Source organism: Aeromonas sp. R10-1, from assembly GCF_040908465.1.
In the GTDB taxonomy this organism is placed as follows: domain Bacteria; phylum Pseudomonadota; class Gammaproteobacteria; order Enterobacterales; family Aeromonadaceae; genus Aeromonas; species Aeromonas caviae.
Map to the genome: position 1 here is coordinate 59,743 of NZ_JBFODT010000023.1, position 21,076 is coordinate 80,818.

Here is a 21,076-nt window from a genome sequence, read left to right on the forward strand (position 1 = left end):
ACCCGCAGAGGGCAGAACACGGGGAGACGCGAGAGACACAGGAGAAAAGTGCAGAACAACCAACGCCGGAGTGGGGATCCCGGATGAGTCATCGCGCGGGGCTGTGCAGCCCCGCGCGTCATTCAGCGTGCAGTCCGGGTCAGAGCCAGCGTTTCTCGCGGGTGAAGCAGACCGACAGCCAGGCGTCTCCCAGGGTGTCGCCGAGGCGGGACCAGAGCTCCTGGCGCAGGGCATCCTGGCGCTCGACGGGCCACTCCTGGCCGGGGGCCACCAGGATGTTGAGCTCGAGATCGAAGCGGCGGCCGCTTTTCGCCAGGTGGCTGTAGCATTCGATGCCATGGCGCTGGCGCAGGGCCTCGATCTCGTGTTCGACTCGCTGCTTGACCTCTCCCTTGGGGGCGATCTTCAGCACCTCCCGCAGGTTGCGACCGAGCACCTTGATGGGTATGAGGGTGGCGCACAGGGCCAGCAGGGAGACCAGCATGGGGTCTATGTAGCGGTTGTAGTGGCCGTAACCCAGGGTATCGAGCCCGATGGCGACCAGAAAGCCGATGAGCAGGGTGGCGCTGAGCAGGGTATCCACCAGCCACTCCTTGGAGTCCACCCGCACCAGCTCGGAGTTGACCCGCTCGGCCACGTCGGCCTCGATGAGATAGAGGATGCTGCAGAAGAAGGTGGAGACGACGGCATAGATGAGGGCGTGGCCGAGATCGATCTCCCGTCCGCCCGCCAGCAGGGAGGTGATGCCGCCATAGAGGGCACCGAGGCAGAGCAGCAGAATGATGGCGCCGTTGATGACGTTGGCGATGGGTTCGAAGTGGGCGTAGCCGTATTGGAAACGGGCGTCGGAGGGGCGGGTAACCAGGTAGGCGGTGATGAGCCCAAGGCCCGTCATGCCCATGCTGAACAGGGTGAAGATGCCGTCCAGCATGATGGCGTTGGAACCGACGAACAGACCATAGCCGATCCCGAAAATGGCAAAGGTGATGCAACCAAACAGCGACAGGGTCAGCGCCTGTTTTTCGGTGCGAATAAGCGTACTGATAACATGGCTGTAGTGAGCCATAAAAGTCCTCCTTTCAAATGGTGAAGATTGCGCGCGCAAGCGGTTTTCTAGCTGATATACTGCCCGCTCACATGTGAGCGGACTGGTTCGGACACCCGCAAAGAGGCAGGCCCGAACGGTCGTTGTCGCCGGAATGCCGGCATCAAGCAAAGGATGGGAACAAGGATTCATGATCCCGAGACTCGATTACCAGGACAGTTTGTCACCTACAACCCTGCAGTTTCTTGAGTTGCTGGCGCGATCAGCATTTCGTGGTGATATCGAAAAGTCTTATGCAAGCCGGTTGGCGATGGCGACGGATAACAGCGTCTATCAGGTAGTACCTCAGGCGGTTCTCTATCCGCGCAGCGCGGATGACATAGCGGTGATGCTCAAGCTGGCCCAGGGGCCCGAGTACGCAACCTTGAGTTTCTTCCCTCGCGGCGGCGGTACCGGCACCAATGGCCAATCCTTGGGCGGCGGCATTATCGTCGATCTCTCGCGCCATATGAACCAGATCATGGAAATTAATCTGGAAGAGGGCTGGGTGCGGGCCCAAGCCGGGGTGGTCAAAGACCAGCTCAACGCCTATTTGAAGCCCCACGGCTACTTCTTCTCGCCGGATCTCTCCACCTCCAACCGGGCCACTTTGGGGGGCATGGTCAACACCGATGCCTCGGGGCAGGGGTCGCTGGTGTACGGCAAGACCTCGGATCACGTGCTCGGCCTCAAGGCCGTGCTGGAAAACGGCGATCTCATGGCCACCGAGCCGGTGACCGGCGAGCGTCTGGCGGACAAGCTGGCCCTCGAGACCCGTGAAGGGGAGATCTATCGCACCCTCTATCGCATCGGCCGCGAGCGGCGCGCCGACATCGAAGCCACCTTCCCCAAGCTCAACCGCTTTCTGACCGGTTACGATCTCAAGCACCTCTATCAGCCCGATACCGACACTCTGGATGTGAGCCGGGTGCTGTGCGGCTCGGAAGGCTCCTTGGGCTTCATCATCGAAGCCCGCCTCAACATCACCCCCATCCCGCGCTACCGCACCTTGGTCAACGTCAAGTACGACAGCTTCCCCTCCGCGCTCAGAAATGCCCCCTTTATGGTACAGGCCCACGCCCTGTCGGTGGAGACGGTGGACTCCCGGGTGCTGGGACTGGCCCGCGCCGACATCATCTGGCACTCGGTGAAGGATCTCATCCAGGATGTGCCGGGCAAGGATCTGCAGGGGCTCAACATCGTCGAGTTTGCTGACACCGACGAGGATGCGCACAAGGCCAAGGTGGAGGAGCTGTGCCGGCGCATCGACGCCCTGCTGGCCAGGGGGGAGGCGGGGGTCATTGGCTATCAGGTGTGCGACCACCTGCCGAGCATCGAGACCATCTATGGCATGCGCAAGAAGTCGGTGGGGCTGCTCGGCAACGCCGAGGGGCGCAAGAAGCCGGTGGCCTTCACCGAAGACACCGCCGTGCCGCCGGAATCCCTGGCGGACTTCATCATGGAGTTTCGCGCCCTGCTGGACGCTCACGGCCTTGACTACGGCATGTTCGGCCATGTCGATGCCGGGGTGCTGCACGTGCGCCCGGCGCTGGACTTGTGCGATCCCGAGCAGGAGGTGCTGCTGCGGCGTATCTCCGATCAGGTGGTGGCGCTCACTGCCAAATACGGCGGCCTGATGTGGGGGGAGCACGGCAAGGGCTTTCGCTCCGAATACAGCCCCGCCTTCTTCGGCGAGCTGTGGGAAGAGCTGCAACGGGTCAAGGGGGTGTTCGATCCGGCCAACCGCATCAACCCGGGCAAGATCTGCATGCCTTATGGCAGCGGCGCTTCGCTTGTCTCGGTGGACGGGCCCAAGCGCGGCAAGTTCGACCGCCAGATCCCGATTGCCGTGCGCGAGAGCTATACACGGGCGCTGGATTGCAACGGCAACGGTCTGTGTTTCACCTTCGAGACCGACTCCCCCATGTGCCCCTCGGTCAAGATCAGCCGCGACCGCCGTCACTCCCCCAAGGGGCGGGCTGGCCTGATGCGTGAATGGCTGCGCCAGTTGTCGGAGCAGGGCTTCGATCCCCTTGCCGAAGAGGTGGCGCTGCAAAGCGGGGGTCTGCGCTTCAAGCAGATCGTCGACAAGTTCCGCAATACGGTGGCCCGCGCCCGGGGCGAGTATGACTTCTCCCACGAGGTGATGGAGGCGATGGAGGGGTGCCTTGCGTGCAAGGCATGCACCAGCCAGTGCCCCATCAAGGTGGATGTGCCCACCTTCCGCGCCCGCTTCATGCAGCTCTATCACAGCCGATATCTGCGCGGCCCCAAGGATTACTTCGTGGGCACGGTAGAAAGCTATGCGCCCCTGCTGGCCAAGGCCCCCAAGCTGGTCAACTTCTTCCTCGAAAAAGAGTGGGCCCAGAAGGCGACCGAGAAGAGCATCGGCATGGTGGATGTGCCGCTGCTCTCCGTGCCGACCCTGGCCGAGGAGCTGCGGGATCACCGCGCCCGCTATTTCGATCTGCCGGGCCTCGAGGCCATGAACCCCGAGCAGCGCCAAAAAGTGGTGCTCATCGTGCAGGATCCCTTCACCAGCTACTACGACGCCCCCGTGGTGCGTGACCTGGTGAAGCTGGCCAGCAAGCTGGGCTATCAGCCCTACCTGCTGCCGTTCAAACCCAACGGCAAGCCTCAGCACGTGAAGGGATTCCTGCGCGCCTTCGCCCGCACTGCTGCCAGCAGCGCCCAGTTCCTCAACAAGGTGGCGGCCCTCGGCATCCCCATGGTGGGGGTGGACCCCTCTCTGGTGCTCTGCTACCGGGACGAGTACGTGAAGGCGCTCGGCCCCGCCCGCGGTGATTTCCAGGTGCTGCTGCCCCAGGAGTGGCTGCTCTCCCTGCCTGCCGAGGCGCTGCCGCTGCGGGAAGAGGCTGCCGCCGACCCCTGGTATCTGTTTGCCCACTGCACCGAGAAGACCGCCAAGCCCACCACCCACGGTGACTGGAGCACCCTGTTTGGTCGCTTCGGTGCACGTTTGCAGCCGGTGTCGGTGGGTTGCTGCGGCATGGCGGGCACCTATGGTCACGACGCCAAACAGGTGGAGAACTCCAAGGGGATCTACGGTCTGAGTTGGGCCGAGCCTCTTGAACGCCTGCCCAAGGCTCGCTGCCTGGCCACCGGATATTCGTGCCGCAGCCAGGTCAAGCGGATGGAGGGGGAGAAGCTCAAGCATCCGCTGCAGGCCCTGCTGGAAATGCTCTGATGCTCCACTTTCCCAAGGGATTCCGGGTGCCAAAGGCCTATCGGCACCCGCATTTTCTGTTGCTCCCCACCACGCCGTCCCAGGCCGTGGTGGAGTTTGTCGCCATCCTGCGTGAGCGGGATCAGCTCCATCAGCTGTTTCGCCCGGATGATGTGTGGCCCTCCGCCCATTTCAGCCTGAGTCAGCACGAGGCCGACTTGGAGTGGCAGCACTCCGAGTTTCTGGCCAAGCGCTCCTTTGCCTATGGCCTCTGGAGCCCGGACAGGGAGCCCCGCTTCTGGGGCGGTGTCTACCTCTATCCGTCGGTACTGCCGGAGGTGCAGGTGGAGCTCTTCTTCTGGAAGGTGGCCGAGGCGCCGCTCACTGACAGCGAACTCGAAGCCGAACTGCGCGCCTGGCTCGGCAAGGTATGGCGCTGGTCCGAGCCGCGTCTGCCGGGGCGGGACGGCCCCTGGGCTGAGTGGCCAGGGGTGACCTATCCCTGGTGAGGGTCAACCTCGATGCAAGATGCCCCGGCGTGGGCTTCTTTTTTTTTGTGCCCTTTTCGCCGACACTGCTGGTTTGCCGCTACAGCGCAGCGATAACCCGTTGATCACGCAAGGAGTCCGCTCACCATGAGTCAAGAAAGCAGCCCCATCTGGCGCAAACCCATGAGCCTGGAGGGGCTCAACGCCAGCTCCCGCAACACCCTGATGGCCCACCTCGACATCGTCTACAGCGCCTTTGGCCCCGACTGGCTGGAGGCCACCATGCCGGTGGATCACCGCACCCATCAACCACTCGGCATGCTGCACGGCGGCGCCTCCGTGGTGCTGGCGGAAACGCTGGGATCGCTTGCGGCCAACATGGCGGTGGGGGAGGAGAGTTATTGCGTGGGGCTGGAGGTCAATGCCAATCACCTACGGGCCAAGCGGGAAGGGGTGGTGACGGGGCGCTGCGCGCCGCTGCATCTGGGGGCGACGACTCAGGTGTGGCAGATCGAGATTCACGATGAACGTGGTCGTTTATTGTGCACCAGCCGATTGACCATGGCGGTGCTCAAGCACAAGCGGGACAAGGACTCTGGCGAAGCGCGATCGGCAATAACGCATCATGAGTGAAAAATAAGCAAGCCATAGTCGCGAGATCCCTCTATAATTGCCAACGTCTTGAGACACCTATCACATTTTTCAAGACAGCAGAACAAAGTGGCGCTATAATCGCCGCCTTTTTGCTATTCCGCGGTGTTAGCCGCCTGCCTTAATCTGGAAGAATCTATGTCTGATACCGAACAACTGCCCCTTTTTAGTGAGCTTGGACTGGCCGCGCCCGTATTGAAAGCGCTGCAGGACGTGGGCTATGAGCGCCCGTCTCCCATCCAGGCCGCAGCAATTCCCCACCTGATGGCGGGACACGATCTGCTGGGGCAGGCACAAACCGGTACAGGGAAGACCGCTGCTTTTGCCTTGCCTCTGTTGTCTCGTCTGGAAGCTGGTAACCGCAACACTCAGATCCTGGTGCTGGCCCCGACCCGCGAGCTGGCCCTGCAGGTGGCAGAGGCGTGCCAACGCTATGCCCACCACATGCCCGATTTCCACGTGCTGCCCATCTACGGCGGCGCTTCCTACGAAACCCAGACCCGCGCCCTGCGTCGCGGTGCCCAGGTAGTCGTGGGTACCCCGGGCCGCGTGATGGACCTGATCCGTCGCAAGAACCTGGACCTCTCCGGTCTGAAAGCCCTGGTGCTGGATGAAGCGGACGAAATGCTGCGCATGGGCTTCATCGACGACGTGGACTGGATCATGGATCAGTGCCCGGCCGGTCGTCAGGTTGCCCTGTTCTCTGCCACCATGCCGGAGCAGATCCGTCGTGTTGCCCAGAAGCACCTGAAGCAGCCCAAAGAGATCAAGATCGCCTCCAAGACCGCGACCGCCACCACCATTCGCCAGCGTTACTGGCAGGTGACCGGTCTGCACAAGCTGGACGCCATGACCCGTCTGCTGGAAGTGGAATCCTACGAAGCCCTGCTGGTGTTCGTGCGTACCAAGAACGCCGCCGAAGAGCTGGCAGGCAAGCTGGCTGCCCGTGGTCACGCCTGTGAAGCGCTGCACGGTGACATCCCGCAGAAGCTGCGTGAGCGTACCGTTGACAAGCTGCGTCAGGGCCAGCTGGACATCCTGATCGCCACCGACGTGGTCGCCCGCGGTCTGGACGTTGAGCGCATCACCCACGTAGTGAACTACGACATTCCCTACGACACCGAATCCTACGTTCACCGTATCGGCCGTACCGGCCGTGCCGGTCGCAAGGGTGAAGCCATCCTGTTCGTGGCGCCGCGCGAGCGTCGCATGCTGCGTGCCATCGAGCACGCAACTCGTCAAGCCATCGAGCCGATGAAGATGCCGAGCACCGAGGACATCAACCAGCACCGTCTGGCCAAGTTCAAGGAGCGCATCCGCGAAACCATGATGGGTGAAGAGCTCGAGATCTACCACAACCTGGTGAACGAGCTGATCGAAGAAGATTCTGCCGATCCGCTGGAGCTGGCTGCCGCACTGGCCAAGCTGGTACAGGGCGATCAACCGCTGCTGCTGGATGACTCCATTCCGGATCCGGTGTTCAACGCTGGCAACGATCGCGGTGGCTTCGAGCGTCGTGAGTTCAACGACCGTGGCGGTCGTGACTTCGGTGACCGTGGCGATCGTCCGGCCCGTCGCATGCCGTCCCTCGAACCGCGTCCGCTGAAAGACAACCCGGACGTGGAGATGGAGCGTTACCGTGTCGACGTGGGCGCCCATCACGGCGTCAAGCCGGGCCAGATCGTGGGTGCCATCGCCAACGAAGCGAACATCGAGAGCCGCTTCATCGGCAACATCGACATCGCCGATGACTTCTCCACCGTCGATCTGCCCAAGGGCATGAGCGCCGAGGTGCTGGAAGTGATCAAGAAGGCCCGTGTCTGCCAGCGTCCGCTGCAGATCACCCGTTACACCGAAGTGCCGGCCGGTGGCAACACTGCTCCCCGTCCGCCCCGTGGTGATCGTCCGTTCCGTGGCGACCGTCCTTTCAACAAGGATCGCCGTCCCCAGGGTGACCGTCCCTTCAACAAGGATCGCCGTGAAGGCGGTTTCGACAAGGGTCGCAAATTCGGTGGCAACAAGCGCCGCGACAGCTAAACCCTGACTGCACTGATGAGAAGGCCGCTCCATGGAGCGGCCTTTTTTGTGTCTGTTTTTCAGATGCGTAGCGAAGATTGTCACCTTTTTCCGGCCATGGTGGGCACCTGGCTTTATGAGGAGCCAGTGAAAAGAAAAATGGTGCAATCCATTTGCCTGGGGGTGGCGCCTGGTGTCATTCTTTGGGAAGCGATTGGGTACTTTTGGAAGGCGCAGAGATAGTTGCTGGTTGCAAACGACTGCGACTTTGGTCTGAAGGTGCATTCTGTTGTTTGCATATGAGTCAGCAGAGTGAGATGAATAAATAAACCGTATGACAGGGAGGTGCGTGATGGGCAAGTGGCTTGGCAAGGTGTTGCTGATATCTGGATGGCTCGTGTCGGGTATGGTGTTGGCGGAGGAGCCCTTCTTCAGAATTGCGGGGGCGGGGTGCTGCAATGGCAAGGGGGAGGTGGTGCTGACCCGTGCCGAGTTTGAGGCCTTGCCGCAGACGGAGGTTAAGACGGGGACGCCCTGGACCGAGGGGGAGCACCTCTATCACGGGGTGTTGCTGCGGGACCTGGTCAGGATCTACGGTCTCAAGAGCCAGGAGGTCAAGGCCCTCGCGGTCAATGAATACTGGGCCGCACTGCCGCTGGAAGACGGGGAGAAGTACCCGGTGCTGGTGGCCGAGAAACAGGATGGCAAGGCTCTGACCCTGCGCAACAAGGGGCCGCTCTGGGTCATTTATCCCCTCACCGACCATCCCGAACTCAACAAGGAGCTCTATCACAGCCGGATGGTGTGGCAGCTGACGGCGCTGGAGAGCAAATAAGATGCTGCGCGGCAAGTTCTTGAGCCTGATCCTGATGGTGACCACCTTTTTGGGGGTGACCCTCTGGTCGGTCTGGAACTATGACCGCGCGTTCAATGCGGTGACGCGCTACACCCAGCTCTCCGCCTGGGCACTGGCCCAGCTCGAGCTGGAGATCCACGCCTTCGAGGAGGGCTTGCAGCTCTATCGTGCCGGTGCCGCCAGCCGGGAGGAGATGAACAAGCGCTTTGACATTGCCTGGAACCGGCTCGATGTCTTCCTGCACGGGGAGGAGGCAAAGTCGGTCAGGGCCCGATTCGGTGCGGACAAGGCGGTCGGCAAGATCCTCGCTCTCTTCGAACGCTATGAGCAGGATGTGGTGCAAGGGGAGCCGAATTCCCCTGCACTCAAGATGTTCACGGCCGCGCTCGATGACGAGATGCGCGGGGTGCGGGACGTGATGGTGAAAAACTTCACCGGGCCCTCTGCCATCGCCCAGCGCGAGCTGCTCAACGAGTCGAAAACCCAGAACTTCTTCATCCTGGGATTTCTGATGCTGGCGACCATGGTGATGTTGATGGTGCTGTTTCGCGAAGTGCGTCGCCAGCATTTTCTGGCGTGGAACGACCCTCTCACCCGTCTCCCCAACCGGGCGGCGCTCATCAAGCACCTCCAGCAGTGGACCAGCCATCCCGGTCGGCGCAGCAGCATCACCGTCTGCCTCATGGATCTGGGGCATTTCAGGGAGGTCAATGACAGTCTGGGTTACGAAGTGGGGGACGCCTTGCTCAAACGGCTTGCGGCGCGGATCAAGGCCGCCTCTGGCCAGGGGATCTTCGTTGCCCGTACCGGCAGTGACGAGTTCACCCTCATCATCACCGGCACCATGCCCACCTATCTGCGCTTCCCGTTTCTGGAGCAACTGCGCAGCGAGCTGGCGGATCTGGTGTTTGCCGCCGATCCGGCGCACCGGGTCCGGGTCTTCATGGGCACCAGCCAGTACGTGAAACCGGATCATTCACCGGAAGAGATGCTGCTGTTTGCCGATATCGCCCTCGACAGCGCCAAGCGCAAGCGGCTGAATCGCAATGTGCTCTTCTCCAGCAGCATGTATCAGCACTATCAGCGCAAACGCCGGCTGTCGACCGAGCTGCGGGAGCTTATCCACTGCCCGCAATGCCCGCAACTGGCCCTTTACTATCAGCCCATCGTGCGCGGCCAGAGTGTGGTGAGGCTGGGGGCGGAGGCGCTGATACGCTGGCATCATCCGGAATATGGCTTTATTGCCCCCCTCGACATCATCTCGCTGGCAGAAGAGAACGGGTTGGGCGAGGCGCTCGGGGGCTGGATCATCCGGCGCATGCAGATCGACCTGTCCGGCTTCCCGAAGGAGGTACTAGAACCGCTCGAGATCTCCATCAACCTCTCCAACTCCATGTTCAACATGGGGTTGGCCAGGGAGATTGAAGAGAAGATGGGTGATGGTCCGTTGGGATTGCACCAGTTGATAGTGGAGCTGACCGAAACCATTGCTCTTGATGACATCGCCCTGAGCAAGCAGATCATTCACTCCCTGCGCCAGATTGGGGTGCGGGTGGCCCTCGATGACTTCGGAACCGGCTGGTCCTCGTTCTCTTACCTGCGTGAACTCTATTTCGACAAGCTCAAGATCGACAGATCCTTTATCACCGCGATCGACAGTGACACCCGGCAGGCGCTCTTCGTCGAAACCATCACCACCCTCTCTCATCAGTTGGGGGTGCGCGTCGTGGCGGAAGGGGTGGAAAACAGCGATGAGCTCAAGGCGGTGCTCACCATAGGGGTGGATGAGATCCAGGGTTATTTCTACTCGCGTCCCTTGCCGCTGCCGGAGTTCATGCAGTTCTGTCACCGCTATTTCGCCCACAGCGCCGCCATTCAGGAAGTGGCACTGGGCTAGCCTTGGGGCAATCGAGCCCCTGTAGCCTTGTCTTCGAGTCCCTCTGTTCGATTGTTCCTGGTTGATATTTCATCCCGACACCTTTCTCCCATGGCAGGACCTCCCATTACGCGGTTTTCTTGTGCCTCCTGCCAGAACGAGGGTGCGAGAGGGCAGGCCCGGTGCTACCTTGTGCCACGAACAGTGCCATAGGGCAGAGGAGCCATAAATGGATCGCTTGGGGGTGATGGAGGTGTTCGTGCTGGCGGTGGAGACCGGCTCGTTTTCGGCGGTGGCCCGCCGACTGGGGATGGGGCAACCCACGGTTTCCAGATTGATTGCCCAGCTTGAGGCGCACCTTGGCAGCCGCCTGTTGCTGCGTTCGACCCGGGGGCTGGCGCCCACGGAGGCCGGAGAGGCCTACTATCTGCGGGCGAGAGAGATCCTGGCCCAGGTCAACGAGGCTGATGCCATGGTGCAGCAATGCCGGGCCGGGCTGAGTGGACGCCTGCGGGTGAGCGCTCCCGTCACCTTCGCCCGCCTGCATATCATTCCCCATCTTGCCGGTTTTCTGGCGGCTCACCCGGGACTGGATCTGGAGATCCTGCTGGATGACGGCAATGTGGATCTCATTTCGGCGGGCATCGAGGTGGCTCTGCGGATCGGCAAACAGGCCGACTCGTCGCTGGTCGCCCGCTGTCTCGCCCGAAGCGATATGCGGGTGTTGGCGACGCCGGCCTATCTGGCCGCCAAAGGAGAGCCTGAGACCCCTCAGGCTCTGCAACAGCATGATCTGGTGCTTTACAGTCCACGGCCCGGAGTGGGGCAGCAGTGGCGATTTCGCCGCGGCGTCGAAGAGAAAGTGGTTTCCGGAGAAGGCAGGCTGACGGTCTCGGCGGCCGAAGGCATGCGCGCAGCCGTGCTGGCAGGACTGGGGCTCGGTATCGCCTCGGAGTGGATGTTTGCTCCCGAGCTTGCCCGCGGCGAGGTGGTGGCGGTGCTGCCCGAGTGGCAACTGCCCATGCAGGAGCTCTGGACCCTGCTCCCGGCAGGTCGCCAGCCTGGTGCCAAGGCGAGCGCCTTTCTGGCATTCGTGACCGGCCTGCCCGGCGTGGGGCATACGCCAGCGGAATAACTGTTATGGTCCCCACCGCTCTACTGGTGGCAACGCTCCCCGGGTAGGCTGTGCGCATGGGGCCCGTATCCTGGCGGGAGCCCTTCTAACACGAGGAGAAGATCATGAGTACATCGCCTTCTGCCGGAGGGGCCGCAACCCCCGGCCCCTCCCTGCTCTTCGCCATGGCCCTGTCATGCGGCCTGGCAGTTGCCAACATCTACTACAACCAGCCCATGCTGGCGGTGATGGCGCAGGACTTTCCCGGGCACTCGGGCATGCCATTGATCGCCATGCTGACCCAGCTCGGTTATGCCATGGGTCTGCTTTTGCTGGTGCCGCTTGGCGATGTAGTCGAGCGCCGCTGGCTCATTCCGGGGCAGTTTGCACTGATCGCGCTGGCTTCCCTGCTGGCGGCCACGGCCGCGAGTGCCACCACCTTGATGCTAGCCTCAGTCCTGCTCGGCATCGGGGCCACGGCGGCCCAGCAGATAGTTCCGGTGGCGGCGACCCTGGCAGATCCCACCCGCCGTGGTGCCGTGGTCGGCAGCGTGATGAGCGGCCTGCTGGCCGGGATACTGCTCAGCCGCACCGTCGCCGGCCTGGTCACCGCCTATGGCAGTTGGCGCGCCATGTTCTGGCTGGCCATTCCCCTGGCCCTGTCGGGGGCCCTGCTGATGGCCAGGATGATACCGTCCGGATTGCCGCGCTCTCCCCTCGGTTATGGCCGTCTGCTTCATTCTCTGGTCGGTCTGTGGCGCGAGGAGCCCGCCCTACGCCGCGCGACCCTGACCCAGGCCTTGCTGTTTGCCTCCTTCAGCGCCTTCTGGACCGTGCTGGCGTTCTACCTGGCCGAACCTGCCTATGGGTTGGGGGCCGACATGGCGGGTCTGTTCGGCGTCATCGGGGTGGCTGGGGTGGTGGCGGCTCCTCTGGCAGGCCGGATGGCGGATCGGTTGGGGGCCAGACCAGTGGTATTGGCCGGTGCCGTGCTGGTGGTGCTTGCCTGGATCTGCTTCGAGCTGTGGCTCTCTCTGGTCGGGCTGGCGTGCGGGGTCATCTTGCTGGATCTCGGAGTGCAGAGCGCACTCATCGCCCATCAGCAGCGCATCTATGGTCTGAGACCTGATGCCAGGGGGCGCATCAATACCCTCTTCATGACCGGCATGTTCCTGGGGGGAACCCTCGGCTCCAGCCTGGGGATGCTGGTCTGGCAACAGGGACACTGGATCGGGGTGGGAGCAGCCGGCATGGGGTTGGCCCTGGTGGCCTGTCTCTGCGCCCTGGCCGGCAGGCGGGGACTGCAACCGGCCATCTGAGGCATGTGCAAGACAAGAAAGGCGACCTCGGGGTCGCCTTTTGTCTGTCTGCTCGGGATGGTCTTAGAGCACCATGGCGGCAATCCAGCCGAAGATCACCAGGGGGATGTTGTAGTGGATGAAGGTTGGCACCACGCTGTCCCAGATGTGGTCGTGCTGACCGTCGGCATTGAGGCCCGATGTGGGGCCGAGCGTCGAGTCGGAGGCGGGGGAACCCGCGTCCCCCAGCGCGCCCGCGGTGCCCACCAGGGCGATGGTCGCCATGGGCGAGAAGCCGAGGTGGATGCACAGGGGCACATAGATGGTGGCGATGATGGGCACGGTGGAGAAGGAGGAGCCGATCCCCATGGTGATGAGCAGGCCCACCAGCAGCATCAGGAAGGCCGCCAGTCCCTTGTGACCTGCCATCATGCTGGAGACGGACTGCACCAGACTCTCCACCCCGTGGGTCTCCTTCATGACGGCGGCGAAGCCAGCGGCCGAGATCATGATGAAGCCGATGAGGGACATCATGCGCACACCCTGGGTGAAGGCATCCTGGCTCTCGCGGAATTTGATGACGCCGCCGCAGGTGAAGATGATGAAGCCTGCGAGCGCCCCCAGCACGATGCTGTTGGTCATCAGTTGCAGGCCGAGTGCCACGGCGATGGCCAGCAGGGCGACCCAGATGTGGTTGAGATTGAGCTCGACCGTCTCGGGTTCGGCGGCCAGGATCTTCTCCAGATCATACTGACGCGGCTTGCGGTAGCTGAAGAAGACGGCGATGAGCAGGCCGAGGAACATGCCAAATACCGGGATGGCCATCGCCAGGGGCAGTTGGCTGAATTCCACCGGTACGCCGTTGTCGACGAGATTCTTGGCCAGGATGTTGTTCAGGAAGATGCCGCCAAAGCCGACCGGCAGCAGCATGTAGGTAGCGGTCAGGCCGAAGGTGATGACGCAGGCCACCTGACGGCGGTCGATCTGCATCTGGGCCATGACGTGCAGCAGCGGCGGGATCAGGATGGGAATGAAGGCGATGTGCACCGGGATCAGGTTCTGGGAGGAGACGGAGACCGCGAGCACCGAGGTGAGCAGCAGGCTCTTGACCCAGAGAATGCGGGTGCTGCTGGCATCCTTGCCGAGCTGGTTGATGACTTTGCGGGCCAGCAGATCGGTGATGCCGGAGCGGGAGATGGCCACCGCGAAAGCCCCCAGCATGGCGTAGGAGAGGGCGATTTCTGCACCGCCGCCCAGGCCGCCGGTGAAGGTGCTGAGGGTCTGCTCGAGGGAGAGTCCGCCGAGCAGGCCACCCACGATGGCACCGATGGCGAGGGAGACCACCACATTGATCCGCAGCAGGCTGAGCACCAGCATCAGCGCCACCGCGATAACAACAGGATTCATTTGATTTCCTTATGGATTGTGTTGCTGTCAGTCGTATGAAAGCCAGCTAGTTTGCGAAAAACAGGCTAAATGTCGAGAAAAAAATCGGCAGATCCCGGCCAAGGGACGCATCTTCTGCTGGCGGTGAACGGGAACCGGGAAAATGGCCCTTCTTCCTTGCCCAGACAGGTCCCCTCATGCAGACAGGCTGCCATGGGCAGCCTGTCTGGGCAGGGGCTGGGAGTGTTCAGCCCTCGTCTTCGGTGTCCGTCGTTTCATCCGGGTTGGCCAGAGGCCAGCCTCCCAGGCTCTTCCAGCGATTGACTATGTGGCAGAAGAGCTCTGTGGTGCGCTCGGTGTCGTAGAGGGCCGAGTGGGCCTCTTTGTTGTCAAAGGGGATATTGGCGCTCTGACAGGCCTTGGCCAGCACCGTCTGCCCCAGGGCAAGACCCGAGAGGGCGGCGGTGTCGAAGGTGGCGAAGGGGTGGAACGGATTGCGCTTGAGGCCGGCCCGCTCGGCGGCGGCCATCACGAAGCCGTGGTCGAAGGTGGCGTTGTGGGCCACTATGATGGCGCGACCACAATCCTGCTCCTTCATGCCCTTGCGCACCCCCTTGAAGATCTCGGTGAGTGCTTCCTTCTCGTCCACCGCGCCCCGCAGCGGGTTGAAGGGGTCGATGCCGGTGAACTCCAGCGCCGCTTTCTCCAGATTGGCGCCCTCAAAGGGCTGGACATGAAAATGGAAGATCTGGTCAGGGACGAGCCAGCCCTGCTCATCCATCTTGAGGGTGTGGGCGGCTATTTCCAGCAGGGCATCGGTCTTGGCATTGAATCCGGCGGTTTCAACATCGATGACGACGGGGTAAAAGCCGCGAAAACGGCCCTTGAGGGTGTGAACGGCGTCGGTCATGGTATCTCGGTCGGCGTGAAAGGAGGCGGCATTATGGCAAAAAAGCGTGCCCTTGTCCCTTATCTGCCGCCATAGGACGGCAAGAGGGCCATTTTGAAACACCTGTGCTTATAATGGGCGACGTCAACCATGGAGGGAGAGGACGATGAAGAAGCTGGGATTGGCACACAAGATGATGTTGGTGGTCTGTCTGCCGCTGTTGGCCCTGCTGTTTTTCTCCGGCCGGTACGTCTATGAACGTTATCGGGTCGAACAGGAGATGAGCGGCGCCCTGGTCGCGCTGGCGGTGGTGAAGGAGGCGGCGCAGCTGGCCCATGAGCTGCAACGGGAGCGCGGCATGTCGGCCGGCTTCCTCGGCTCTGGCGGCAACAAGTTTCGCGATGCGCTGCCTGCCCAGCGCAAGGTGGTGGACAGCCTGTTGCAGCGTTTTCATCAGGATCCTGCCTTGCTGGCTCTGACGGAGGTGCAGCAGGGAGTGGCGGGACTCACCGCCATGCGTGAGCGGGTCAGCGCCCTGGGGGTCGAGGTGGCGGAACAGGTCGGCTTCTATACCCGCCTCGTGACCGCCCTGCTGGCGGTGGTGGACAAGATAAGCGTCGACAGCATGGATGCCACCATCGCCCTGCAGACCAATGCCTACGCCGCCTTCCTGCAGAGCAAGGAGCGTGCGGGGCTGGAGCGGGCGACGCTCAGCAACGTCTTTGGCCGTGACAGCTTCACGCCTGCGCTGTTGCAGCAGTTCATCTCCCTGCTGGCGGCCCAGAACACCTATCTCGAACGTTTCCAGGCGGTGGCGAGTCCAGCCCAGCGTCAGTTGCTGAACGACAGCCTCGCCTCACCCGTGGTGGCCAAGGTGGCCGCCATGGAGAAACTGGCCCTGGACAAGGCGGCAAGCGGCGGTTTTGGTGTCGATGCGGAGGCCTGGTTTGCCTTGAGTACCGACAAGATAGGCCTGCTCAAGGAGATAGAAGACAGCCTCTATCAACAGCTCTTCGAGCGGGTTGAACAGATGCGGGTCGGGAGTGCCAGTGACTTCTGGTGGGGGGCGGCTGGCGTGTTGCTGTGCATCGTCCTGACCACCTTCGTCTGCTGGCGGGTGGTGCGGGATCTGCATCTGGGCTTCATGGCCCTGCACCAGACCTTCAAGCGCCTGGTGCAGGAGAACGACCTGACCGTGCGGGTCGACTGGCGATCCGGGGATGAGCTGGGGGCCCTGGCGCGGGATCTGAACCATTTCCTCGGGCACCTGGAGAGTTTGCTGCTGGCTGTGCGCCACTCCTGTGACGTGCTGATACGCAGCGCCGCCAGCTCGGCCGAGGTCATTGCCGAGGTGAATGCCGGCGTAGTCAGGGGATGCGGGCAGGTGGATCTGGTGGCGACTGCCGCCACCGAGATGGCATCGACTGTCGCGGAGATTGCCCGCAACGCAACCCAGACCTCCCAGGCGACTCAGCAGGCCATCGGCCGGGCGAAGCAGGGTGACAAGGAGGTGGATCAGACCATCCACACCATCCAGCAGGTGGCGGGCACGCTGGTGGATACCCGGCACCTGGTGGACAGCCTGCATCGGGATACCGAGTCGGTGGGGGAGGCCTTGAGCCTCATCAAGCAGATCTCGGACAGAACCAACCTGCTGGCCCTCAATGCCGCCATCGAGGCGGCCCGTGCCGGTGAATCCGGGCGCGGCTTTGCAGTGGTGGCCGACGAGGTGAGAGCGCTTGCCTCCCGTACCCAGCAGGCGGCGGATGACATAGAGCGGATGCTGGGCCGCTTGCGCCAGGGGGCCAACGAGGCGGTGGCTGCCATGCACACGGGCACCGAACAGGCCGGCCTTAGCGTGACGGAGGCCAAACGGGCGGGGAGCGAGCTGACCGACATCGTCAACGAGGTGCGCAAGGTGAGCGACATGACGGCCCAGGTGGCCACCGCCACCGAGGAGCAGCGTTACGTGACCGACGACATCCAGCAAAACGTGATGACCATCCGTGACGTGTATGAGGCCCATCGCCAGCACTCCCATACCCTGCAACAACACAGTGCCGAACTGGATGCCCTGGCCCGGGATCTGGCGGGACGCATCGCCAGCTTCAAGCTGATGGCCCCTTCTTCCCCCCACTGAACGTTTTGACCTAAAGCTTGTCCTGCCGCTGCCGATAGATAATTCGAGATAGTGTGGAGGACAAGCCGTTGAATGCTTGGGTGTTGGGGTTGATCAGCATATCAGTGAGTATGCAGTTGCAGGCGGGCGTGACCGATTTTGGCGCCGGTCTGGATCAATCCGTCTGGCGCCTGACCTCTGATACCCAGGTGGAGTGCAGGCTGGAGCATCCTATTCCCCGCTGGGGGACCGGGGCCTTTGTCAGCCGGGCCGGGCGCAAGATCAATCTGGATTTCGAGCTCAAGGGGCAGCGACCCCAGGCGCGTACCCAGACAGTGAGCCTCGGGATCATGCCCCCCAGCTGGCGTCCCGGGGTGGCCGGGCGACAGATCAGCCAGTTGCAGTTCTATCAGCAGTTTGACGGCCTGGTGGCGGGGCAGACCGCCTGGACCATGCTGGACGAGCTGGAAGGAGGGCGTATGCCGACTTTTCAGTATCGCGACTGGTATCGTCAGGACAGGCCGGTGCGGGTATCGCTCTCGTCGGTCAATTTCAGGGTGAAGTACCAGGCGTTCATGGACTGCCTGAGTGGCTTGCTGCCCTACAGCTTCAACGACATCGCCTTCAGCGTGCTCTCCTATGACAAGAACAGCGATCAGTTGTCACCGGCCTCCAAGCGGCGGCTGGCGATGATCGGTGACTATGTGAAGGCAGACAAGAGCATCGATGTGGTGGTGATCGACGCCTACAGCGACAGCTATGGCGGCCGCTGGCCAAACCAGAAGCTCTCCGAGAAGCGAGCGGATGCCATCAAGCAGGTGTTTGTGGATCTCGGCATCGAGGAGGGCAAGATCTCGGTGGAAGGGCACGGTGAGAAACAGCACGTGGCCTCCAACGAAACGGAAGCTGGCCGAGCCAAGAACCGCCGGGTGGTGATCAACATGGGACGCAACGGCACTATCTGATCCCGTTGAGTCATCGAGAGGGGCGGGATTTTCGCTGTAGTCAGGAATAAAAAATGCCAGTCGGCGAACCGACTGGCATTTTTTTCACGGGTATCCGGGATTACTTGGCCAGGGATTCCGGCAGGTTTTCACGGATCTTGCCGAGCATCTCTTTCAGCACGCGGGGGTTGGCCACCACGATATTGCCGGAGTTTTCGTAGTTGTGACCACCGACGAAGTCGGTGACGATGGCGCCGGCTTCTTTGGCCAGCAGCTCACCGGCGGCGGTGTCCCAGGGTTTCAGGCCGATTTCCCAGAAACCGTCGACGCGGCCAGCGGCCACATAGGCGAGATCCAGCGCGGCGGAGCCAGCACGACGGATGTCTGCACACTCGATGAACATGCTCTGGAACATCTTCAGGTAGGGTTCGATGTGGTGCTTCTGCTTGAACGGGAACCCGGTGGCCAGGATAGTGCCGGAGAGCTCTTTGGCCTTGCCGACACGGATGCGGTAGCCGTTCAGCTGGGCGCCGCTGCCACGGGTGGCAGTGAACAGCTCGTCACGGATGGGATCGTAGACAACGGCTTGTTCGGTCTTGCCCTTGACGCGCAGAGCGATGGAAACGGCAAAGTGCGGAATGCCCTTGACCAGGTTGGTCGTGCCATCCAGTGGGTCGATGATCCATTGGTAGTCCGGATTGGTACCGGCAATCTCGCCAGACTCTTCAGCAACGATGCTGTGTTCCGGGTAAGATTTTTTGATGGTGTGAATGATGGCCGCTTCGGCGTCACGGTCAACGTTGGTCACGAAGTCATTGCTGCCTTTCTGGATAACCTCGATGTTCTCGGGTTGAGAAAAGGCTTTTACTACTACTTGACCGGCGTTGCGCGCAGCGCGCACGGCGATATTCAGCATCGGATGCATAGGTTCACCACTGGATGTTAAAGAACGGGGGATAAAAGGACGCGACATCTTACCAAGATATTTGGGAATAGCAACTGCTATGCCCTCATTCGGTCAGGGTGGTGACTGACAGATCTGACGGCTCCAATAAAGACCTGTAATCAACTAGTCTTATCGCGACAGCCGGATAACAGGCTGTGGTGAGCATAGGGATATGAGCCATGAATCTGTCATTAGTCAGTCAGAAACCGTCGTCGCCGACGACTCTGGGTGTGTTGGCCGCACTGCGTGCCGCCAGCGAAGAGAGCGATTATGTCACCGAGGTCCGGGTGGCGCAGCCCCAGCAGTGGCAACCGTCGAAGGACGAAGCGGCGATCCTGCTGCTGGAAGAAGAGGGGGCTGCCTGGCCTGTTCCGCTCTGGCCTGCAGGAGGCAGTGCACTGGGATTGCCGGTGCTTCCCCTGTTGGTGCATCGACAGTATGAACATGCTCCACAGGGGCCGGATGTCCGGGATCCGCATTTTTATTTTGTCTCCAACGGCATTCTGCTGGATGAGGCCGAACTGGCGGATCCTGCCTGCAGCCTGGTGCTGCAAAGCAAGTTTGAATCCTATTTCCCGCTGCTTTCCCGTCTTATCTTGCTGCGCCAGCGCCAACCAGGGGTACTGAGCAGCTAATCATCTCCCCCTCGATGCGGGCTGTTCAAGGGGCACAATATTTGTCATAACTGACCGATATTGTGCCGCTTTGCTATGGCCTGTGCAGCGGCTCACTGTGTGTTCGTCGACGGAGGTGACATGAAGGTTTATGAGCTGAGACGAGCCCCCAATGCCCGTCGGGTCAGAATGTTTCTGGCGGAGAAGGGGATCGAGATGGACTATCAACAGATCGACCTGGGGGCGGGGGAAAACCTGGCGCCCGCCTTTTTGACCAAGAACCCGGCCGGGCGCATTCCTGTGCTGGAACTCGATGACGGAACCTGTCTGAGTGAAACCCTGGCCATCTGCCGCTATTTTGAAGAGCTCCACCCCGAGCCGAACCTGTTTGGCAGTACCGCGCTGGAGCGCGCCACCATAGAGATGTGGAGTCGCTTCATCGAGTTCAACCTCTGGCTGCCGACCGGTATGGCGTTTCGTCATATCACCGGTTTTTACAAAGACCGGGAGCGGGTCTTCCCCGAATGGGGGGAGGAGTGCAAGCAACAGGCTCAGATCTGGTTTGACAAGCTTGATGCCCGTCTTGCCGAGGTGCCCTATATTGCGGGGGAGCGCTTCACCATCGCCGACATTCTTGCCCTCTGTACCATTGATTTTGGCAAGGTGGTTGGCCTGCGTATCACCCCCGAACAGCCCCGTTTGCAGGACTGGCATGACCGGGTGAGTGCCCGGTCCAGCGCCCAGGCCTGATCCTTTCCTCTGAACGTTCAAGGAGTCCAAGATGATAGAGTTGTATACTGCCGCCACGCCCAACGGGTTCAAGGTGTCGATCGCCCTCGAAGAGCTGGGGCTGCCCTACAAGGTCATTCCCCTTGATTTCGCGACCATGGAGCAGAAGAAGCCCGAGTTCCTGGCCATCAACCCCAATGGCCGCATCCCGGCCATCGTCGATCGGGACAATGGTGACTTCGCGGTGTTCGAGTCCGGCGCTATCCTTATCTATCTGGCGGAAAAAACCGGCAAGTTGCTGCCGCAGGATCCCAAGCGTCGCTCCCAGGCCATCCAGTGGCTGATGTTCCAGATGGGGGGCGTCGGTCCCATGATGGGGCAGGCCAACGTCTTCTATCGCTATTTCCCCGAGAAGATCCCGGCCGCCATCGAGCGTTACCAGAAGGAGGGGCGACGCCTGTTCGAGGTGCTCGACGGTCATCTGGCACACCATGAGTATCTTGCGGACGAGTACAGCATCGCCGATATCGCTACCTGGCCCTGGGTGCGCATCCACGACTGGAGTGGTATCTCCATTGATGGGTTGGTGCATTTGCAGGCCTGGATGGCACGCATGGAAGCCAGGCCCGCCTGCCAGAAGGGCATCACCATTCCACCGCGCAATGAGAGCCCCGAGGATCAGGTCAAGCGGGCGCAGCAGATGGTGACTCGCTGACGCCATCATGATGGCCCTGACGGGCCATCTTTTTTATTCCCCTTTGACTCCCCGTTGTTTGACGATCTGCATCGCAGTCGCTTTTTGTCTTTCAAATAAGCCATTTATCAAAAATCAAAAGTCATTCTTCCTGATTAATTGTTATGTTATAACGCCATCTCTTT

At 61.6% G+C, this 21,076-nt stretch carries 17 protein-coding genes; 13 read left to right on the plus strand and 4 right to left on the minus strand.

Annotated elements, in window-relative coordinates; genetic code table 11:
• Positions 1–139: 139 nt before the first annotated feature.
• Positions 140–1,066, minus strand: coding sequence for a cation diffusion facilitator family transporter (locus AB5Y93_RS10660; protein WP_010675108.1), 927 nt, complete (start codon positions 1,064–1,066; stop codon positions 140–142).
• 169 nt (positions 1,067–1,235) lie between these two features.
• On the opposite strand from AB5Y93_RS10660, the gene AB5Y93_RS10665 reads away from it, so the two are divergent.
• The 8 genes from AB5Y93_RS10665 (at position 1,236) to AB5Y93_RS10700 (ending at position 12,591) form a co-directional block, all read left to right on the plus strand.
• Positions 1,236–4,292: an FAD-binding and (Fe-S)-binding domain-containing protein gene (locus AB5Y93_RS10665; RefSeq protein WP_368229314.1), complete on the plus strand. Its 3,057-nt coding sequence runs from the start codon at positions 1,236–1,238 to the stop codon at positions 4,290–4,292.
• Entirely contained in the window at positions 4,292–4,780 is a 489-nt protein-coding gene (locus AB5Y93_RS10670) for a hypothetical protein (RefSeq protein WP_368229315.1), read from the plus strand. Before AB5Y93_RS10665 ends, AB5Y93_RS10670 begins: the two co-directional genes overlap by 1 nt.
• A gap of 126 nt (positions 4,781–4,906) precedes the next feature.
• On the plus strand, positions 4,907–5,392 hold the full coding sequence (locus AB5Y93_RS10675; RefSeq protein WP_368229316.1) for a hotdog fold thioesterase: 486 nt from the start codon (positions 4,907–4,909) through the stop codon (positions 5,390–5,392).
• A 156-nt stretch (positions 5,393–5,548) separates the two neighbouring features.
• A complete protein-coding gene (locus tag AB5Y93_RS10680) occupies positions 5,549–7,447 on the plus strand; it encodes a DEAD/DEAH box helicase (RefSeq protein WP_029314717.1) in 1,899 nt (632 codons plus the stop codon).
• Positions 7,448–7,778: 331 nt separating this feature from the next.
• The gene (locus tag AB5Y93_RS10685; RefSeq protein ID WP_368229317.1) at positions 7,779–8,261 is read left to right on the plus strand and encodes a molybdopterin-binding oxidoreductase; all 483 of its coding nucleotides are present in this window, start codon (positions 7,779–7,781) and stop codon (positions 8,259–8,261) included.
• A 1-nt stretch (position 8,262) separates the two neighbouring features.
• Positions 8,263–10,179, plus strand: coding sequence for a putative bifunctional diguanylate cyclase/phosphodiesterase (locus AB5Y93_RS10690; protein ID WP_368229318.1), 1,917 nt, complete (start codon positions 8,263–8,265; stop codon positions 10,177–10,179).
• Between the two features lie 208 nt (positions 10,180–10,387).
• Complete coding sequence (locus tag AB5Y93_RS10695; protein ID WP_042882841.1) at positions 10,388–11,293, plus strand: LysR family transcriptional regulator; 906 nt, start codon at positions 10,388–10,390, stop codon at positions 11,291–11,293.
• 104 nt (positions 11,294–11,397) lie between these two features.
• Positions 11,398–12,591, plus strand: a complete 1,194-nt coding sequence (locus tag AB5Y93_RS10700) for an MFS transporter (RefSeq protein ID WP_368229319.1) — start codon at positions 11,398–11,400, stop codon at positions 12,589–12,591.
• Between the two features lie 63 nt (positions 12,592–12,654).
• Here the strand turns inward: AB5Y93_RS10700 and AB5Y93_RS10705 are convergent, their stop codons facing one another.
• Both AB5Y93_RS10705 and rnt read right to left on the minus strand, forming a co-directional pair.
• Positions 12,655–13,977: a Na+/H+ antiporter family protein gene (locus tag AB5Y93_RS10705; protein ID WP_042649311.1), complete on the minus strand. Its 1,323-nt coding sequence runs from the start codon at positions 13,975–13,977 to the stop codon at positions 12,655–12,657.
• A 226-nt stretch (positions 13,978–14,203) separates the two neighbouring features.
• Positions 14,204–14,866 (minus strand): ribonuclease T, encoded by a 663-nt coding sequence (gene rnt / locus AB5Y93_RS10710; RefSeq protein WP_010675098.1) that lies wholly within the window; start codon positions 14,864–14,866, stop codon positions 14,204–14,206.
• 145 nt (positions 14,867–15,011) lie between these two features.
• Between rnt and AB5Y93_RS10715 the strand changes: the two genes are divergently transcribed.
• Together AB5Y93_RS10715 and AB5Y93_RS10720 are read left to right on the plus strand one after the other, a co-directional pair.
• Positions 15,012–16,985, plus strand: a complete 1,974-nt coding sequence (locus tag AB5Y93_RS10715; RefSeq protein ID WP_201972144.1) for a methyl-accepting chemotaxis protein — start codon at positions 15,012–15,014, stop codon at positions 16,983–16,985.
• 68 nt (positions 16,986–17,053) lie between these two features.
• A complete protein-coding gene (locus AB5Y93_RS10720) occupies positions 17,054–17,929 on the plus strand; it encodes an OmpA family protein (RefSeq protein ID WP_368229320.1) in 876 nt (291 codons plus the stop codon).
• Positions 17,930–18,029: 100 nt separating this feature from the next.
• Here the strand turns inward: AB5Y93_RS10720 and suhB are convergent, their stop codons facing one another.
• Positions 18,030–18,833: an inositol-1-monophosphatase gene (gene suhB, locus AB5Y93_RS10725; RefSeq protein ID WP_039038754.1), complete on the minus strand. Its 804-nt coding sequence runs from the start codon at positions 18,831–18,833 to the stop codon at positions 18,030–18,032.
• A gap of 200 nt (positions 18,834–19,033) precedes the next feature.
• Here suhB and AB5Y93_RS10730 point away from each other — a divergent pair, with 200 nt between their 5' ends.
• The 3 genes from AB5Y93_RS10730 to AB5Y93_RS10740 all read left to right on the plus strand — a co-directional run bounded on the left by AB5Y93_RS10730 (position 19,034) and on the right by AB5Y93_RS10740 (position 20,912).
• Positions 19,034–19,489, plus strand: a complete 456-nt coding sequence (locus tag AB5Y93_RS10730) for a hypothetical protein (RefSeq protein ID WP_045524385.1) — start codon at positions 19,034–19,036, stop codon at positions 19,487–19,489.
• A 120-nt stretch (positions 19,490–19,609) separates the two neighbouring features.
• Entirely contained in the window at positions 19,610–20,218 is a 609-nt protein-coding gene (locus AB5Y93_RS10735) for a glutathione S-transferase family protein (RefSeq protein WP_324040844.1), read from the plus strand.
• A 31-nt stretch (positions 20,219–20,249) separates the two neighbouring features.
• Complete coding sequence (locus AB5Y93_RS10740) at positions 20,250–20,912, plus strand: glutathione S-transferase family protein (protein WP_113977567.1); 663 nt, start codon at positions 20,250–20,252, stop codon at positions 20,910–20,912.
• The last annotated feature ends 164 nt before the right edge of the window (positions 20,913–21,076 follow it).

Excerpts from the sequence above, each read along its gene's own strand:
- AB5Y93_RS10705 (WP_042649311.1), bottom strand. The coding sequence starts at position 13,977 with ATGAATCCTGTTGTTATCGCGGTGGCGCTGATGCTGGTGCTCAGCCTG.
- AB5Y93_RS10735 (WP_324040844.1), top strand. The coding sequence starts at position 19,610 with ATGAAGGTTTATGAGCTGAGACGAGCCCCCAATGCCCGTCGGGTCAGA.
- AB5Y93_RS10695 (WP_042882841.1), top strand. The coding sequence starts at position 10,388 with ATGGATCGCTTGGGGGTGATGGAGGTGTTCGTGCTGGCGGTGGAGACC.
- rnt (WP_010675098.1), bottom strand. The coding sequence starts at position 14,866 with ATGACCGACGCCGTTCACACCCTCAAGGGCCGTTTTCGCGGCTTTTAC.
- AB5Y93_RS10665 (WP_368229314.1), top strand. The coding sequence starts at position 1,236 with ATGATCCCGAGACTCGATTACCAGGACAGTTTGTCACCTACAACCCTG.
- AB5Y93_RS10685 (WP_368229317.1), top strand. The coding sequence starts at position 7,779 with ATGGGCAAGTGGCTTGGCAAGGTGTTGCTGATATCTGGATGGCTCGTG.
- AB5Y93_RS10680 (WP_029314717.1), top strand. The coding sequence starts at position 5,549 with ATGTCTGATACCGAACAACTGCCCCTTTTTAGTGAGCTTGGACTGGCC.
- AB5Y93_RS10700 (WP_368229319.1), top strand. The coding sequence starts at position 11,398 with ATGAGTACATCGCCTTCTGCCGGAGGGGCCGCAACCCCCGGCCCCTCC.
- suhB (WP_039038754.1), bottom strand. The coding sequence starts at position 18,833 with ATGCATCCGATGCTGAATATCGCCGTGCGCGCTGCGCGCAACGCCGGT.
- AB5Y93_RS10690 (WP_368229318.1), top strand. The coding sequence starts at position 8,263 with ATGCTGCGCGGCAAGTTCTTGAGCCTGATCCTGATGGTGACCACCTTT.
- AB5Y93_RS10670 (WP_368229315.1), top strand. The coding sequence starts at position 4,292 with ATGCTCCACTTTCCCAAGGGATTCCGGGTGCCAAAGGCCTATCGGCAC.
- AB5Y93_RS10660 (WP_010675108.1), bottom strand. The coding sequence starts at position 1,066 with ATGGCTCACTACAGCCATGTTATCAGTACGCTTATTCGCACCGAAAAA.
- AB5Y93_RS10740 (WP_113977567.1), top strand. The coding sequence starts at position 20,250 with ATGATAGAGTTGTATACTGCCGCCACGCCCAACGGGTTCAAGGTGTCG.
- AB5Y93_RS10730 (WP_045524385.1), top strand. The coding sequence starts at position 19,034 with ATGAATCTGTCATTAGTCAGTCAGAAACCGTCGTCGCCGACGACTCTG.
- AB5Y93_RS10715 (WP_201972144.1), top strand. The coding sequence starts at position 15,012 with ATGAAGAAGCTGGGATTGGCACACAAGATGATGTTGGTGGTCTGTCTG.
- AB5Y93_RS10675 (WP_368229316.1), top strand. The coding sequence starts at position 4,907 with ATGAGTCAAGAAAGCAGCCCCATCTGGCGCAAACCCATGAGCCTGGAG.